This is a genomic window from Terrabacter sp. 05T424, assembly GCF_056396225.1.
Window position 1 is genome coordinate 189,953 of the sequence record NZ_JBFTLB010000002.1, and the last position, 15,920, is coordinate 205,872.

Consider the following 15,920-nt stretch of genomic DNA (forward strand, 5'->3'; position numbering starts at 1 on the left):
GCCTACAAGGTGAGTCATATCGCCGCCGGTCGGCGCGGTCTGGAGCGCACGCCTGCGGAGCATGGCCGGCCCCAGACCAATGGCGAAGCGACAATTCGATGCGGCCGGGGCCGCGAGACGTGGGTACTGCGGCCCGCGACCCTTCTGACTCCGTCGCGTAAGGCAAAGGGAAGTTGGGGGACGACATGGGTGTCAACAGCCGTGACTGCCGTGGTGTAGTAAACGGCCTGAGCGGCCTTCAGTTCATGCTGACCGGCGAGACGTGGGTCGACGGTAGGCACGTCCTTCGTCCACAACTTCGCGAGTTGATGGAAGCAAAGGGAGGACGGTTCCGCGACAGGACCCGACAAGCCGACCTTCTGGTGGTCGGCCAGCTTCGGTGGACCGCCAGCGATTGGCTCCACGACCGGAGCCAGCGGGTGATCTTTGTTGAGGAGCAACGGCAACACGGTAACCACATCTGCATGGTCGACGACGCGGGCATCAGCGTCCTCTTACGCGGGGAACCGGCCCAGTGCTTGGAAAGTCGCGGCGCCGCGGACGGCGGGGTTGAGATCAAGAGGCCGGAGCCGGTTCGCCCGCAGCTGCTCCCCTTCCGCTTGCGGGAGGTCGGACGCCACGATCTGTCGCTGCTTGACGTCGACCTCTCGGCTCTCGATCGCGGGAGCCAAGCGCACGAGGACGTTCTGGCTGCATTGCTCACGCATCTCGCGCCGACATCCATTCATCGCATCGACCGTCCGCAAGTGGACGCGGCTTGGATCGACGCCCATGACCCGTCCATGCTCCACATCGCCGAGGTTAAGAGCCTCACCGACGGGAACCAGGATCAGCAGCTTCGGCTCGGCGTCGGTCAGCTGCTCGATTATCGGCAACAACTGATACGCAGGCCCGTGCCCGGCACCGCCAATGTGAAGGCGCACCTCATCACGGAGACCCGTCCTTCCGACGAACGGTGGATCGAGTTGGCGCAAGCCGTCGGCTTGGACTTGGCATGGTCGCCGGGTTTTAAGGGCATCTGATTCTGAGCACCTCGTTCCATGCGCGCTGCGACCACTCGCGCCACTCAACCGAGACGCTCAACTACTCATGAGGCGCCAGTAAATGGAGCGCCTTCGACCCACGCTCATGCCGGTCCGAACCTGCGTCACATCGCCGCCTGACAGGCGCCGTGTCCGAAGGGCGACGCAGACCGCGACCCCGTCAGGTCGTTGTTGCGCGGGTGCCCTCTCAAAGTCCAGGTAGCGATTGGCCACGGCGGCATGGCCGTCGTCCAAGTGGATACGACAGAGGCCACAGCACTGGACCGTACGCTGGGTCCCAAGGCCGATGTCCCTCTCTGGCACTCGCGCGATGTCGAAGGACTCGCCGTCCCCAGCCGCCCCTAGGGTAGAACCCTGCCCTGACAACGTCAGACAGGTCCTCTGGGGTAGAGGCGCTTGGCGCGACGATGCCCCACAGGAACATGTTGATCTCGAACTTCTGGCCCGCGACGTTGGATGGCGCTGCGATGGCCGCCATGCCACGACGTCACCCCGGGGCCGTACGCTGCCTTTCGACAGCGCGGGCTGAGCCCGGGATGGCATAGCCGCAACGCGGCACGACATAGGACCGGCGCCGCGCGGGCGCTCGCGGGTACAGGGGAGCACGTGAACGAGCAGCCGCAGGTGACCCAGATCGACTCGTGGCAGGTCGCGGAGGTGAACGCGGCCGTCTGGATGCGGTTCTGGGGTCATGCCGACGCGCACGTGACGGCTGCGGGCGCGGACGGCGGCATCGACGTGCTGTCCGGCTCTGCGCTGGGTCAGGTGAAGTTCGAGGCCGCGCAGGTCGGTGCCCCGGCGGTGCAGCGCCTGGTCGGGGCCGCCGGCCATGACTCACACAAGCAGCTGTTCTTCTTCTCCGGGGCTGGGTACTCGCAGCAGGCGATCACCTACGCCGACACCATGGCAGTGGCGCTGTTCCGCTACGACCTGCTAGGTCGGATGACACCGGTGAACGACCCGGCGCGCTTCGTCACCGGGATGCGGCGCCCAGAGCATCCTGACTCGCCCTCGAGCCACTACACATACCCCCCGGCGCTCGATGCCGTCGCCCACGACGACGATGACGAAGCCCTCTTGATCGAGGCACTCGTCGACTTCGACGTTGAGCAGGTCCGCAGGTGGGCATACGAGGCGTACGAGTCGACGCCGCGCCCGCCCCTATTGGCGCGCCTTCTGGGCCGGAGCAAGGTCCTGCAGCGCTCCGGTCTCGCCGAGTACGTGAGCGGCGTTGCTGGGGGCCGGGGCCGGATGTTCTGGTTGCGCTACTGGCCGTGGATCCTGGCTGGCCTGTTCTCTATCTCGGCGTTGGCCAACCTGGGGTCCACCACGACGGAGGGCACCGCCGAGCACCGGATCGGCACGGTGAGCGGGCCGAACCTCGGCGCGTTCGTCGTCGCTCTGGTCCTTGCGGTGGGATTCGCCGTGTACGGGTGGCGGCGCCCGTCCCGGTCGTTGCCACAGGCGCGTCCTGCGGTCGTCGCCACGACGGTGCCCACCCAAGGTCTGGGGCCGGAGGTGGAGCAGTTGATGCGCACGCTGCCGACGGTGGTCGAGGACGGGTGGCCGTCGTCGGTGGCGGGATACCAGCGGGCCTACGATCAGCTCGTCCGACTCACAGAGGGTGGCTCTTTCGTCTCGCTGGCGCTCGTGTGGGCCTACTTCGTGCACCCACAGACCGGGTTGAGCTTGCGGGGTTGGGTGGATTCGCACATGGCTCGACGCGCTGGCCTGCGCATTCAGCTCTGAAGGCCTGCGAGGCAGATGGCACCCAGCGCAAACTTCGACGGTGGCGTGACGAGACTCCGAGGTGCCTCCGCGCGATGAGCCGCGGATACCTCGAGGCCTCGCCTCCGGCTCCGGCTACTAGGGACTGGGCTTGATCCAGTTCGCCCTCAAACTCCAAGTAGTCACTGCCTGGGGCGGCGACGTTCGGTGTGTCCGGTTGGGTCTCATGCCATCCGAGCAAGCGTGCCGACCCCCCGCTCCTCGGAAGTGGTCGCAAACTACGCCACCACCGACCAGGGCGGCAGACCCGAACGCGCGTAGGCCGGTCGGGTCGGGCGACCACGCGACACGCCTCTCTCAACTGAGCGAGCCAGGCTGCAGGCGGTGCGAGGGCGCAGACAGCGAGGTGCACCACGGCGCGGTGAGGGCGTCAGTTCCATGACGCAATGACGCGCGTAGTGCGCACATCTGGCCGCCCCGTACACGGACGGTAGCCCATGTCAGAATTCCACGCCCGGAACGCTGGTTGGATGGGTAGCGTCCATGAGGTATGAGGGTTAGGTCCACGGCAAGTCAACCGCGACGGTCTCGACGTCTGGCCGAACGCAATTCTGGCGGGACGTTCCTCACCATGGCTACACCCGTCTGGGTGGAACTCGGTCTCGCAGCAGCTGTATCCGTCGTCCTTGCCATCGTAGGTAACAATCTCTCGGTTCAGCTAACCCGAGAGTCGGAGAAGCAGTCGGCCGAGCTCGCAACGCGCGCAGAACAACTCGAAAACCTTCGATTCGTGCGAGACCGCAGTTCCATGGCCCTGGAGGAGCGGCCATTTTCTTCGCTGGATCTCCGACAGCAGAGCTTCGTTGGGTTGAAACTCCGTGCCGCCGACTTTTCCGGCGCAAGACTTGACGGGACGGACCTACGTGAGGCGACCCTAGCGACGAGCAACTTCAAACGCGCGCAGCTTCCTCAGGCAAATATGGAGCGTGCTGATCTGCGCAAGGTCCAGTTCGGAGAGGCTGTCCTCGATGGCGCACGGTTGGGGGACGCAGATCTCACCGACGCAGACATGGGACAAGGTTCAATTGAGATGTCGGGCACGACATTGGTGGGTCGAGACGTGGTGACCATTGGCATGGGACTGCCTGACGGTGCATCCGCGAAGGGCAGTCGTTTGAACGGCGCGCAGCTGACTCGGGCTAACTTCAATGACGTCAATCTCGAGGGAGCGTTCCTCAACGGAATTCATGCCGACCATGTCAGCCTTGAATGGGCTAACTTGACCAGGGCAGACCTGACGTACGCGGAACTCCGCAACGCGCGGTTGGACCGTGCGCGCCTAGCCGGGGCAGATTTCACGGGAGCCACGTTGACCGGCGCAACGTTCGCCGGCTCTTGCGTGGATTCACGCACCAGATGGCCGATCGGCTTTAGAGCGCCAGCGCTAGACACGTGTGCAGGAGCCTGGATAGGTGCGCATGAAATGTCGATTCCGCGGCCAACGAGACGGTAGCCAGTTTGGGGGGACCTGCGTCTTACCGCCGCCTGATGGGCGTGTCCCAGCGCCGCGCAACCTTCCCTGCGCGCCCATCGTCGGCGCCAGCGTCGAACGTCAGTTACCTCGTAGAGGACGGTCAGGCCACTATGGACTAGCCCCTCCACCCGCTGCCCTCGGGATCTGGACGTGACCCTGGAGCGTGTCGATGGGCCGCACGTCGACGGTCAGACGGAATCCTGTCGAGATGCATGAGGCTTTCGAGCTAACAGTCCAGGACGAGCAAGCTGGCTGGCCAGAGATGACATCAGCAATCGGGCGCGTCGTCGCTACATCGGCTTGGGCGACCATCGCCCTGCAGGAACTCGCCGTCGCTGTCGCCGACTCAGAGTTCGTGTACTTCATGATGGAGGACTCGACGATGGGCGGGCAGATCAATCAGGTCGAGAACCTGATCAAAGGTCCAAAGCGCTGGTCGTGGAACTCCAACGCATCGCCGCTCCATCACGATTGCGAAGCCGTAGCACTTCAGTGTCTCGTGCCGCTCCGGCGGCTGTCCCTTTATCGGAACCGGATCGTGCATGACGAGTGGTATCCAGACATGAGATGGGGCCACTCGGACGGCCTCCTCGGCCGCCGTGCAACGAGGTACGGGAAGAACGAGATTCTCAGCCGGCGGGCGACCTTCCATCGAATTGCTTATTCACTGAGCATCGCCACGGAGTCCTTGAATCACACAGCAATCGCGGTTCGCGACCTTCGAGGCTCGGGTGAATCGGGACTCGACGAGTTGCGACTCGCCCGCGAGTGCCTCGCGACCTTGGATGGACGACGGCTGGACGCTGAGACGGGCCGGGATACCGAGTGGCGCTGGCTAGAGCGCCCCTCACCGTAGTCGGGTGGACTGAGGAGGAAGCCTCCACTCGCGCGACTCGTGGGCCAGCGGTGAGCACAGTCTCGCCTGTTGCGTCCTTCCGCCGCGAGCCGCCCGTACAGTTGACGTCGTTGGCGTGCCGGGACTGTGGGTGAGCGCATTTTCGTGTCGCGCCTGACCGGGGCCGGGGTACTGGTCGCCGCCCGCCGGCACGGCTGAGCTCGTAAGCCGTCCCGGTCCTTCGGAGCGGTCATGGCTGTGACCGTAGGGGGCTGATGCTCATCCGCGCGGAGGAGACTCATGGAATCCGACCCGGCGACCGAGGGAATCGGGTCAAATCCCTCTCGGACCAGGGCAACGTGGGGCAGGATCGCGGCTGACTGTCAGGGAGGCACGCGATGCAGAAGAAGGTCATGTTCAACCCGCCGCCTGGGTGGGTGGTTCAAGAGAGCGGATGGATTCCGAGCGTCAGTTGGCAGCCGCCTGCAGACTGGCCCCCCGTGCCGCCCGGCTGGCCGCTGTTCTACGTGCGGCGTACATGGCTTCCCATGGTCGTGTTCTACAGCTGTCTCTGCCTTGGAGTCGCGGGATACGCCTGGCTCATGGCCAAGGCGGGTCACCCGCTAACACGCGAGTCGTACGGCCTGGTTGCCGTGTTCGTCCTTGCGGTGACGCTTGGTGGTCGCGTGCCCGAGTGGAAGAAGGCCCCCCCGACGAAGTGGCCCTGGCTTCCGCATCATCCAGGTGGACCCACTTCGGCGGTGACGGAGCTTCGCGTCCGCTGAGGGGCCTTGGGGATGAGCCAGCGCGGGGTGCGCATATGCGCTGGCAAGGCCGGGAGCGATGGGTGCCCAGTCCCGCGTTGTTCGCGCCGAAGGCGCCATAAAGCCAGTACAGAGATTCCTCGCGCCGCGCGAGGGGCTCGATCGTGCACCGTCGGGCGATGCGAGACAGTCGTCCGCTCGACGCCACGCCGGTACAAGGTCACCCAGTCGCTCGGCCGTGATGCGAGATCAGGCCGATATAGGCCAAACGTGCGCGCGCGCTCGAGAACTCCTATAGCGTCCCCGTTCTGCACGGCAGCTCATGTCAGGGAGAGTAGCGATGAGGGTCTACAAGGTCTGTTTGGGGCTAGTAGTGGTACTGCTAGTGGCCCTCGGGCTGGGAGCAACTCTACGCGAATCTGACGCCGCGCCACGGTCGTCAAACTCCGATGTCGCTTACGGTCGAGCGGATAGCCCGTCCGCAGTCCCAACGGCGGACTCGCCGTCACCAATTAGCAGCGGACCCGACGACTCTGCGGTGCGCGCCGCCAGAGCCGATGCCGCTGCGAAGATTGCAGCCGCAAGAAAGTCAGAAGCGGACGCAAAGGCAGCAGCTGCGGCGGCGGAGGCGGCCAGAGACAAAGCAGAGGCAAAGGCCGCCAAGGAGGCCGATGCGAGGGCCAAGGCCCAGGCGGAAGCCGAGGCGGCAAAGGCAGCTCAGCGGGAAGCAGAAGCAGCGGCTTCGGCTACGCACACACTAAGCGGAGACATCACGGTTCCCGACATCAACGGCGCCCTTGTTGTTCAGGTAGGCGGTTACCCCGGCCAGCCTCTGAGCGAGCTCACGGGAGACCAACTCGATCGCATGAGTGTCTTCCTGGACCGAATCGGTGCCGGGAAAACCTATTCTTGCCCCCTTGGGTCCGGCGGCGGCTTCAGCGATCTGACGGTGGGAGCGCAGGTGGTTGTGGAGAACGAGGGTGGGCTCGTTCTGGCGACATCTGAGTTGCGAGGCGGCACATTGAACAAGCGCGGCTGCGTGTTCCACTGGCAAGCCGTCGTGCCGGCAGCCAAATTCTATCGCGTTTCAATCACTCACCGAGGCGAACTGACGTACTCACGCGAACAGCTTGAGCGCGACGGGTGGCGGGTCACCTCGAAGTTGTGACTTACTGCCGATTCACTTGCAGTAAATGTGATTTGAAAGTGAGTCACTCCGCCGCGAGTTCTTCCGGTGAGCGGCCTGTTGCGCCTCAAGGGATTGGCGTTGTGGCTTGACACAGGAAGAGTGAGGCGCCGATGACTGCGCCCTGCAAGACTCGCTGTATGCCCAGCGACCGCGTCGAATACCTCCTCCATCTGGAGGACCTGGATGACGAAGCCCTGTGGGCTGCAAGTCGAGCAGCGCTCACCCTCGTACAAGACGAGATGGCCACGGCAGAAACTGACATCCCCTGGTCCATGCGCGACACGTGGCCCATGCACGCAGTTCATGCCGCCGAACTGCTGATCGAACGCTTCGTCCCCCAGCGCCGACGTGGCGAGCCGTACTTGCAGAGCGGCCGTCAGCCGACTGATGATCCTGCGGTGCGTGACGCGTTCATCACGTTCGCCGCGCACGCCTACGACGCCACCTTTTGGCGTCATGATCGCGCCGAGGTCGCCAGCCTCGCCGACGAAGGAACCTCTTTCGCCATTCACCTCACTGAGAGCCAGCGCCAGACGATCACCGAGATGATCGGAGAGGATCGCATCGTCACCCTGGCGGAATGGAACAGGGCCCACCCCTCGTTGTGGCGCTCGCTCCTCGAACTGCTAACCACGCCGGAGAAGTAGGCGTCGGCAGCAGCGTCTATCCGCCGCCTGTAGCTACACGACGTGGAACTCGACTCGGTGGACAAGGGTGTTGTCGCCGATCGGCCCGGCGTGGGCCGCCCTGTCCCGAAGAGACTCGCGATCGGCATCGCCTGATGCGGCAACGTCGTCGTCGGTCAGGCCCGAGAAAGGCAGCACCTCGATGGAGTCGATCTCGATGACGACTCCGGCAGTCCTTAGCGGCCTCCCTCCTTGACCTGCGGCCTGCTCCAGAGCCTGATCGAGACCGTGACCTCGCCGCCGGCAACGCGCTCGCGAAGGTCTCGGCTGAACATCATCCCAACACGCTAGGTCCGCCTCCAGGCGCGCGTCGATGTGCCCCCTCCGCCGCCTCTGCGCACGCGGCCCCTGTTAGGCAGGCGGAAGTGCGTGGGCGAGCTTCCGGTGGATGTCGGCGACGGTCTCGGCGTGGAGGGACCCTTCGGCTTCAAGCTGGGGATAGAGCCTTCGGGGCCAGAGGGCTTGCACACCACGGGTGGTGAACGCTCCGCCAATGAGCGGCCAGTCTGCTTCGACGAAGCAGAGCACACCGTGGACCGGAACTTCCATGTCGAGCAGTTCGCGCACGATCTCGACTTGCTTGAGCACTCCGTCGACGAGCTTGGTGCAGTCGCGTGACCCGACGAGCAGTCGTTTCTCGCGGGGCCGGAAGAGCCCACCTTCGACTTTAAGGTGCGGGCGGCCCCGGTACTTCTTGGCGTCGATGACGTAGACGCCGTTGGGGGTCACTGCGATGTGGTCGATATTCGCCCTGCTTTTCGGGATCCTCCGGTCATGCAACAGCCGGAGGGTGTCCGATGCCAACCGGTCGAGGCCTTTGCCGAGACGTTCCTCTCCGGCAGCGCCGGTGTCCCAGGCCGTCGTTGACTGTCGTTCGTCGGAGAGCGCGAGGATGAGGCCGCCCAGCTTCGGGTGGTTGGTCCGGATGTGTTCTTCACGCTTTGCCTTGCGCCGCTCGAACTCGCGCCGGGCCGATGCTCCCGCGGTGCCGGACTCGACGACGTCCACGAAAGCGGGCTCGAGACCTCCGATGGCAATCTCGTCGGTTGGAGCAGTCACGTCGTGGTCGATGCATCGAACCGTCTTGCTCGTCCGCTCGTAGATCGCCGGCGCCTTTGCCGGCAGCTCCGCCTGACAGACTCGACAAACTCCGGCGTAGCGCAGGCGCATGCGCTTCTCGTCGACTCCCCCGTCCATTCGGTCACCGTATGCGGCGTGCCTTCATGAACCGAAAGAAACGGCAGAAGAAACTGCGTCACATCGCCGCCTGGCGCCACACACGAGATCCGACTTCGCGCTATCGGGGCACGGCCTGAGACTGCAGGGCACAGCCAAGGCGCACCCATAGACCCCTTGTCACCGATCATTCATGTAGTAGAGCCAAGAACCACTGGGCCGCGCGCACGGTGTCCAGCGGCAAACCCCGACGGTGGCGGGACGCCATGACGACATCGAGACTCCGACGTGCCTCCCCTCGTTGAGTCGACGACAGCTTCGAGACCTTGCCGCCGACTCCGGCTACTAGGGATTGGGCCTGATCCAGTTCGCTTAAGAAGTTGAAGTAGTCCCCTTCAGCGGCCGCAAGGTCCGGTGTAACCGCCTGCGCCTCAAGCCACCCGAGCATGGTGCGCCGATCCGTTCGCTCCTCGGGAACTCGCCGCAAGTTACGCCACCACGGGCCCGGTCGGCGGACCCGGACCCGCGTCAGCAGTCTCGGTCCGTCACCCCCACGCTGGACCGCGTCCCCGACCGCCTCCAGGTATTCCGTGACGCAGAACGTCACCGACGGCATGTTGACGGGCTCGGCGTCCTCGTAGAAGCGCTCCCAGGCCCAGTCCGCCCATTGCACTGTGTCACCGGATCGGGTCAGCCGGACCATGAGCGCCCCGCACAGCAGGTCGCCGCACTCACACATCAGAAGTGGCACCCGAGCTGGGTCAGGAAGCCAGTCCTCGAAGGGCGCTTCACCGACCAGGGCCGCACCCGCCCGCTCGGCCGATACATTGAACGGGCTCACCTGGTCCTCGACGACGGTGCGCTCTCGCGTCCGAATCAGTTCGCCAACACCAACTTCATCGATGAAGAACTCGACGCGGCGATATACCTCACGCACGCTCCATACGCCGTCGAGCACGTTCCAGACGGCGACAGCCTGACCGGCCCTCAAGCTGTTCATAAGCGGCATTCTCTCGGGAAGCTTGGCGAAGCGTCACTTCGCCGCTCAGGGGTCAGTCGCCGATCCGCGGAAAGCACACTGCAGGATGGCAGCTACTTGACGTCGATAGCCGCGCTGGCGGGAGGATAGAAGTCGTAATCAAGGGGCTCGAGGTCGCACTCTTCGGCGTCCCATGCGTACCGCCGCAGAGTGCCGCTACCGGGATCGATTGAGCCGTCCGCCTGAAGGGTCAGTCCCGATAGAACCCCCATGATGCACGCTCCGGGGTGGCTGCGCGCCCAAGCCACCTCGCCTCGGGTGACGATAACTCGATCCCCTTTCGTCACAGTGCCTTTGGCCTCGAGGTAGATCGTCTCGTCCCCCTTTGTGGCTTTGGCGTCGAACGGGTTGCCGTACCGAAGGTCGCCCACCGCCCAGTCGTCGTCTTCGTAGAGCTTGGTGAGTCGTGCCTGCGCAAGATCTTCGATCTCCTTGCGGAGTTTTGTATCAAGGAGGCGTCCTTGCCCACCGTGTGATCCGGCAGCATGTGTGACGGTCGAAGCGTTGCGGACCGCGGCGACGTGCTGAACCCAGAGACTTTCGAGCCTTTCGGCCACCGCCGCGTCAACCTGGCTTCCGCTGGCCTGCGGTTCCCATTGTCCCTCAGGCAACTGATAGAAAAGGGTCTCAATCGGGAGTGCATCTTCGGGGTCGAGGACCGTGTCCCACAAAACGTCGGCGTAATTAGCCAAACCCCCGCCCCCGTCCCAGTGCTCGGCTTGGAAGACGTTCGAGTCAACGGTGCCGCTAGCAAACAAGCCTCTGCCGGTTACGCCTTGGCGCAGCAGAAATGCTCGGTCACCCGGAACGATTTTCTTCGTTGTCGCGCCGGTCGACCATCTTCCCTCGACCAAGTGCCCTGCAGCAGTCGCTGCAACCCAAGCGGCCAGGTCGTCCGCGTCGAGTTCCCACCTCTTCGGGTTGTTCGTAAAGAGGAAGGTGTCACGTGAGCGCTGGCTGGCCCGCGGCGCTTGCGGGCTGCCTGTTGCAGCCGGAGGGTCCAGGCGTTTGGGATCGGCCACCGCATCTCTGAAGCGGCGGCCGGCCCTGAACTTCGGAGCCCGGGAGCGCGCTATCCGGACCGCCTCGCCTGTTCGCGGGTTTCGCCCAATGCGGGCCCTACGGTTCGCCGGCTCAAAGGTCCCGAAACCATCCAAGGCCACCGAGCCGCCTGCGGCTACTTGGCCGACCACGATCTCGACGATGGCCGATAGGGCGGCGTCAGCCCTGTCAACGCCACCAAGCCGGGGGCCGAGTTCTTCGACGAGCTGACGGCGATTCATGATTGCCCTCCCCTGCTGACGGATGGAGTCTCGACCCTAAACTGGGGCCCCTCATCTCGAATGATCGGACGCGCGCGAAACCCTAACTACAGCGGACCGCACGAGCACTGGCTGCGATCATGCGCCGCACCGCTATGCGCGTCTTACCGCCGCAAGTCACGGGTGAACGGTCAGTCGCTCAGAGCGCCGCCGGAATCGATCCACCAGACCTCAATCTGCGCGGCCGTTAGCGAGCCCACCGTCTGAGTGTGCAGTTCGCGGTACCGCGGAAAGTCCGGCAGCACGATCACGCTGCGCCACGACAACTCCTTGCCTCGTAGGCGCATTGCTGCAAGTACGGCCTGCGAGTACCAGTGCCCTGCTTGTGTGCTGGGCGTCGTCCGCTTCGCCTCACCGGCACGGGCCGGGTCCGCGTAGTTGCGGCTTGGAAACCCTTTCACCTCAATGCCGACCGTCTGGTCATCGCGAACTGCAATCACGCCGATGCCGTGCTCCTTGGTCGCGGTGTTCGCTACCGACAGGATGCGCCAGCCCGCGTTCACCAGCGCGGTTACCAGGGAAGACTGCACATTGGCCTCAGTGTGCCACTCGCCCGAGATCTGCGTCGTTCCTCGAAGGGCTCCGTCCGACCGATCTGAGGCTCCGTCGTCGGGCGCTGCTTCCTCGCGTGGGTATCCATCGCCCTGTGGGTGCGCGGTGTGCTCGGTTGAGCGGGCGCTCGCGATGTTCGTCCGCCACTGGTCCAGCTCTTCAGCGGTTGCTCGGCGGAACACTCCCCGATCAATCCGGGTGAGGAACGGCTCCCGGTGCGAGAACTGGGCACGGTCTGCGACGTTCCAACTAGCGCCGCGCGTGTGAACTCGGATCGAACTGTCTGTCGCCTTGCCCGGCGCGTGTCGTCCGAACCAGGAGATCGCCTCCTGCGAGGTAAACGAGCCTGTCTGCGCGGCCGTGAACTCCCGAAGGCGCTGCCAAACAGTGGATGCCCGATGATCCGTCATGGGTTCAAGGCTCCCACCGCCGAAGGGCCGATGAGGCGTTTGTCTAGCCGAAGATATGCGACTCTATCCATGGCCCACCGACGCTGCAGTCTGATAGACAACGGGCTCTCCGTCCCATCCTTGACGTTACAAAACGGCCATTAGATCCCTGTTTGTGTCGTAGTCTCCGTCCATGTCGCCCATGCGTTTAGTCGCCGCCGTAGGCATAGCTCTCGTTCTCGGCGGATGTTCTGATGGAGGCGGGACTCTGAGCGAGCAGAATGCGGACTGGGCATCCGCCATTCTGCTCAACGGCATCACTGACGAGCAGAGGCACGAGCTCTATGTCGAGTACGCCCCGGCTTGTTCTGACGAGCAGGTGCTTACGCGCTTGGCGGTCCACGCGGCTGATGCTGGGACTGACACGGTGATGATGGGGATGAACGTGCTCTCGGCCGTGTGCCCGCGGCAGGTGCCGCGCTGGCTGGAGCTGACCGCCGCCCCCAACTCGCGCTAGGCCCTCCAGACCGCGATTAGACCCCGCTCTGGCCAGCTGCTCCGTCTCCGCCTCTCGCGCGCCTTTGACGCGGACCCGCACTCGGCCGCGGATGGGCAAGATGAGGCACGGCTGACGCGGGTCAACGACGACGTACGAATCGTGGGCACAAATCCGCTGGCTCGTGGCCGCCGACGAGCCGGCGCTGATCGATAGCTCGAACATCTCAGTTGGCCAGCGGGGCGGGCGAGTCGCCCTGATCGGTACGGGTCGGAGCCAGGCACTGCCACGGGCGACGGCGCGCGCCTAAGAATCAACGTGCATCGTGATCCTTGCGTCTGCCAGGTGTGTCATATTGTCCCAGTCCAGAAGGGATGTGGCGCAAGGTGTCGAGCAGACGACTGATGGCTGTTTGCCTTGCCGCGGTCGTTGGCCTACTTACCTTGTTCTACGGGGTTTGGTGGCTTGGCTCCCGTTCGCCGGCGGCGAGCAGCGTTGCAGCGGCCCCCACCTCAGCCGAGAGCATCGCGACTACGACTGGACCTCATAGCCAGAGCCCGCCACCGCCACCGCCACCGCCACCGCTCAGCCGTACCACCCAGCCGAATGGGAACGCGGAGCGGACTTCCCGACCTGCGATAGTTGCTCCTCAGGTCGGGACATCTCCACGACCAACTGAACGACTGGCACCCATGCCGAGCCAGCAACCTCGACCTACCCCAGACTCTCCCGAATGTCCGACAGGGACCATGAGCGTTGAGATACCGCTGTCCAGCATCAAGGTCGCACCATTCGCCCAAGAGACGTACCGGCATGTCACCGCCCATGGTGTCTTGAAGAACACGACGTCCGGCGATGTCTTCTTGTTCGCTGACGACCCGCCCTCGCTCCTCGCCCTCGATGGCGCCGGAAACATCCTAGAGATGGTGACAGTGGGCACCTTTGATAACCAGCGCAGCGACGGTGTCCCACGCACTTCCGGAATTGTTTTGAGGCCCGGGCAATCGATTGGTTTCACCTTGGATGAGGAGCGTGGAAACACTATTGATGGCGTTGTAACCTGGTTTGCGGATGCACGAGTGGGCGCCCTGATGGCCCCTTGGAACCAGGCCCCACCGGACTGCCCATCGCCGCTCAAGCCGGCCTATTGATAGGGCATGAAGGACCGGCGCCGGCGTGATCTGCGTGGAACTCTAGTCAGAAGTCGATGCGGTAGTGGTCGGCTTCGGTGAGCACCCAAACGCTGGGCAGCTCGAACTTGCGCGCTTGCTGTCCTGCGCCAACCTGCGTCTTACCGCCGCGAGGGCGGCTCGCTCCATCCGGTTGGCTGGATCTGCCTGGGGTGCCGAGCATCTCAGGAGAACGTAGTTGAGCCACAGGGACGTTGAGTAAGCAACAATTCGCCCATGCCTGACGAGAGCCCTCAGATGATTGACCTACGCGCATCGCTAGAACCCCTCACAGACGAGCGGCTCGATGAAGCGGAGCACTCCGACCGAAACAACATGAACTTCCTGGACGCCGTCCGTAAAGTGCGAACGCTGCGGCGACTTGGCCAAGCCTTCGCACAGGAGTACGTGGACGAGCTCCCGACGCACGTGGTCGACCAGATTCAGGCGAAGTATCAGCTGTTGCCTCCGATCGTAGAACGCATGATTGCTTTTGACGTGGACAGCGAGCAGGCCGCAAGCCTGCGCAACGGAATCATCCAAGACGTCCAGCAGGTTCACGACACGGTCCTCTCGCAGTATCGACCCCTCCTCCGTGGTGGGGTGACACCTGCTGCACTCATAGAGCAGCTGTCCGCTGAGGCAGAAAGGCTAGCCAAGCTGAGAGCGGAGATGGATGAGACTCACGAGCGGGCGCAACGGCTGGTTGGAGAGGCGGAGTCACTTGCAGCCGACATAGCCGCCAGCAACCTGTCCAAGTTCTACGACGAGCAGGTGACGACCCACAAGAACGCTGGCCGAAACTTTCTTGTGGCCGCCGGTGTCCTAGCAGGGGCGCTTGCCATTGGTGCCTTCTTCCTCTTCAAATCACTGAGCGAATCCGACGACGCGGCCTGGAGTGCGTACGCCCGCGACCTGGGAGTCCGTGTCTTCATCTTGGGCCTCGGTCTTTACGTGATCGGATTCCTAACGAAGGGATACCGAGCGAACCAACACCTGCGCGTTGTGAATCAACAGAAGGCCAATGCCGTCAAGACGTTCCGCCTCTTCCAAGCGTCAGCCGATGAGGATTCGACGACGCGGGACTTGATAACCACGGAACTGGTGAAGGCTGTCTTCACTGCCGACGAGTCCGGGTTCCTGGACAACGCTCCCGACAAGACGGTGGTCGAGGGCCAGTCAGCCCTCGTGGCACTACTCGCCCGCCAGCAGCAGTGAACGAGTTTCGCTCACCCCCGGCACCCGCGCGAGAGGGCATCGCAACCTGAAGGCACCGTCCGGCCTCTGGGTAGACATGGGCGCGGGTCGCGTGCCCTCTTTCGTCGTTTGCCTCTTTTCGCCGCGTGGCGTGCTGCTTGCAGGCCATTGACGCAGCGGCGGGCCGGCCCTCCGTCTCGGACCCCCTCATCTGTGGAGCGTGATGCTGGCGCCCTTCTGACGATTGCAAGGACCACAAAGCACTTGAAGATTGTCCGGTTCGCTGGAGCCCCCCATGGCAACGGGGATGATGTGGTCGAACTGCAGCTCTACAGTTGCACCACAGTTGCGGCACGCACCCTGATCACGAGTCCAGACGAGGTGTTTTACATCGTCAGGAATGGACTCACGGATGGGCGCAGATCGCGGGGCGCTACCCATGGCAACTATCCGCTGGGCTCGATCGATCCGCTGAGCCTGGCGCTGCTGCCGAGTCACGATGAGGGCATGGACTGCGGCGCCGGCCAGTCCGTCGTTCTCAGATCAGAACTGGTGTTGGAACCACCAGTACGTTCGGTTCTTCACCTGCGCCAGCGCACGGGCTGCTGCTGCTGCTGCAGCCGTAGTCGGCGCACTGAGCCTTGTGCAGCTTGCTGATCCGCACCCCAGTCCTGACGCCGATCTGCAGCGTGACCCAGCCCTTGCCTGTTAATAGGCCGGGCGCGAAGAGCAGTCGGACATTGTCGTGCTTCCTGAGCATTACGCGAAGTCCCCCGTCAGTGCTTTCAAAGTCAGATCGGC

At 64.0% G+C, this 15,920-nt stretch carries 14 protein-coding genes; 9 read left to right on the plus strand and 5 right to left on the minus strand.

Translation table 11 applies throughout. The annotated features are described in order from the left end of the window. Nucleotides 1-185 precede the first annotated feature (185 nt). The 6 genes from AC1DE0_RS05960 (at nucleotide 186) to AC1DE0_RS05985 (ending at nucleotide 7,740) form a co-directional block, all read left to right on the plus strand. The gene (locus AC1DE0_RS05960; protein WP_478098187.1) at nucleotides 186-1,022 is read left to right on the plus strand and encodes a hypothetical protein; all 837 of its coding nucleotides are present in this window, start codon (nucleotides 186-188) and stop codon (nucleotides 1,020-1,022) included. Nucleotides 1,023-1,667: 645 nt separating this feature from the next. Then, nucleotides 1,668-2,792, plus strand: coding sequence for a restriction endonuclease (locus AC1DE0_RS05965; RefSeq protein ID WP_478098189.1), 1,125 nt, complete (start codon nucleotides 1,668-1,670; stop codon nucleotides 2,790-2,792). A gap of 610 nt (nucleotides 2,793-3,402) precedes the next feature. Continuing rightward, nucleotides 3,403-4,284: a pentapeptide repeat-containing protein gene (locus AC1DE0_RS05970; RefSeq protein WP_478098191.1), complete on the plus strand. Its 882-nt coding sequence runs from the start codon at nucleotides 3,403-3,405 to the stop codon at nucleotides 4,282-4,284. Between the two features lie 190 nt (nucleotides 4,285-4,474). Then, entirely contained in the window at nucleotides 4,475-5,161 is a 687-nt protein-coding gene (locus tag AC1DE0_RS05975) for a hypothetical protein (RefSeq protein WP_478098194.1), read from the plus strand. A gap of 1,281 nt (nucleotides 5,162-6,442) precedes the next feature. Next, the gene (locus tag AC1DE0_RS05980) at nucleotides 6,443-7,072 is read left to right on the plus strand and encodes a hypothetical protein (RefSeq protein ID WP_478098198.1); all 630 of its coding nucleotides are present in this window, start codon (nucleotides 6,443-6,445) and stop codon (nucleotides 7,070-7,072) included. Between the two features lie 158 nt (nucleotides 7,073-7,230). After that, nucleotides 7,231-7,740 carry a hypothetical protein gene (locus AC1DE0_RS05985; protein WP_478098202.1) on the plus strand — a complete coding sequence of 170 codons (510 nt, stop codon included), beginning with the start codon at nucleotides 7,231-7,233 and terminating at the stop codon, nucleotides 7,738-7,740. A 390-nt stretch (nucleotides 7,741-8,130) separates the two neighbouring features. On the opposite strand, the gene AC1DE0_RS05990 is transcribed toward AC1DE0_RS05985, so the two are convergent. The 4 genes from AC1DE0_RS05990 to AC1DE0_RS06005 all read right to left on the minus strand — a co-directional run bounded on the left by AC1DE0_RS05990 (nucleotide 8,131) and on the right by AC1DE0_RS06005 (nucleotide 12,278). Further along, nucleotides 8,131-8,976, minus strand: coding sequence for a nuclease-related domain-containing protein (locus AC1DE0_RS05990; protein WP_478098206.1), 846 nt, complete (start codon nucleotides 8,974-8,976; stop codon nucleotides 8,131-8,133). Nucleotides 8,977-9,142: 166 nt separating this feature from the next. Then, entirely contained in the window at nucleotides 9,143-9,955 is an 813-nt protein-coding gene (locus AC1DE0_RS05995) for a hypothetical protein (protein WP_478098210.1), read from the minus strand. Between the two features lie 92 nt (nucleotides 9,956-10,047). Continuing rightward, complete coding sequence (locus tag AC1DE0_RS06000) at nucleotides 10,048-11,277, minus strand: HU family DNA-binding protein (RefSeq protein ID WP_478098214.1); 1,230 nt, start codon at nucleotides 11,275-11,277, stop codon at nucleotides 10,048-10,050. A 170-nt stretch (nucleotides 11,278-11,447) separates the two neighbouring features. Beyond that, on the minus strand, nucleotides 11,448-12,278 hold the full coding sequence (locus AC1DE0_RS06005) for a DUF7669 domain-containing protein (RefSeq protein WP_478098217.1): 831 nt from the start codon (nucleotides 12,276-12,278) through the stop codon (nucleotides 11,448-11,450). A 172-nt stretch (nucleotides 12,279-12,450) separates the two neighbouring features. Here AC1DE0_RS06005 and AC1DE0_RS06010 point away from each other — a divergent pair, with 172 nt between their 5' ends. The 3 genes from AC1DE0_RS06010 (at nucleotide 12,451) to AC1DE0_RS06020 (ending at nucleotide 15,140) form a co-directional block, all read left to right on the plus strand. Further along, the gene (locus tag AC1DE0_RS06010; RefSeq protein WP_478098219.1) at nucleotides 12,451-12,774 is read left to right on the plus strand and encodes a hypothetical protein; all 324 of its coding nucleotides are present in this window, start codon (nucleotides 12,451-12,453) and stop codon (nucleotides 12,772-12,774) included. Nucleotides 12,775-13,502: 728 nt separating this feature from the next. Beyond that, entirely contained in the window at nucleotides 13,503-13,904 is a 402-nt protein-coding gene (locus AC1DE0_RS06015; RefSeq protein ID WP_478098221.1) for a hypothetical protein, read from the plus strand. 255 nt (nucleotides 13,905-14,159) lie between these two features. Next, nucleotides 14,160-15,140 (plus strand): hypothetical protein, encoded by a 981-nt coding sequence (locus tag AC1DE0_RS06020; RefSeq protein WP_478098223.1) that lies wholly within the window; start codon nucleotides 14,160-14,162, stop codon nucleotides 15,138-15,140. Nucleotides 15,141-15,326: 186 nt separating this feature from the next. Here the strand turns inward: AC1DE0_RS06020 and AC1DE0_RS06025 are convergent, their stop codons facing one another. Beyond that, the gene (locus AC1DE0_RS06025; protein ID WP_478098225.1) at nucleotides 15,327-15,560 is read right to left on the minus strand and encodes an HNH endonuclease; all 234 of its coding nucleotides are present in this window, start codon (nucleotides 15,558-15,560) and stop codon (nucleotides 15,327-15,329) included. Nucleotides 15,561-15,920: the final 360 nt, after the last annotated feature.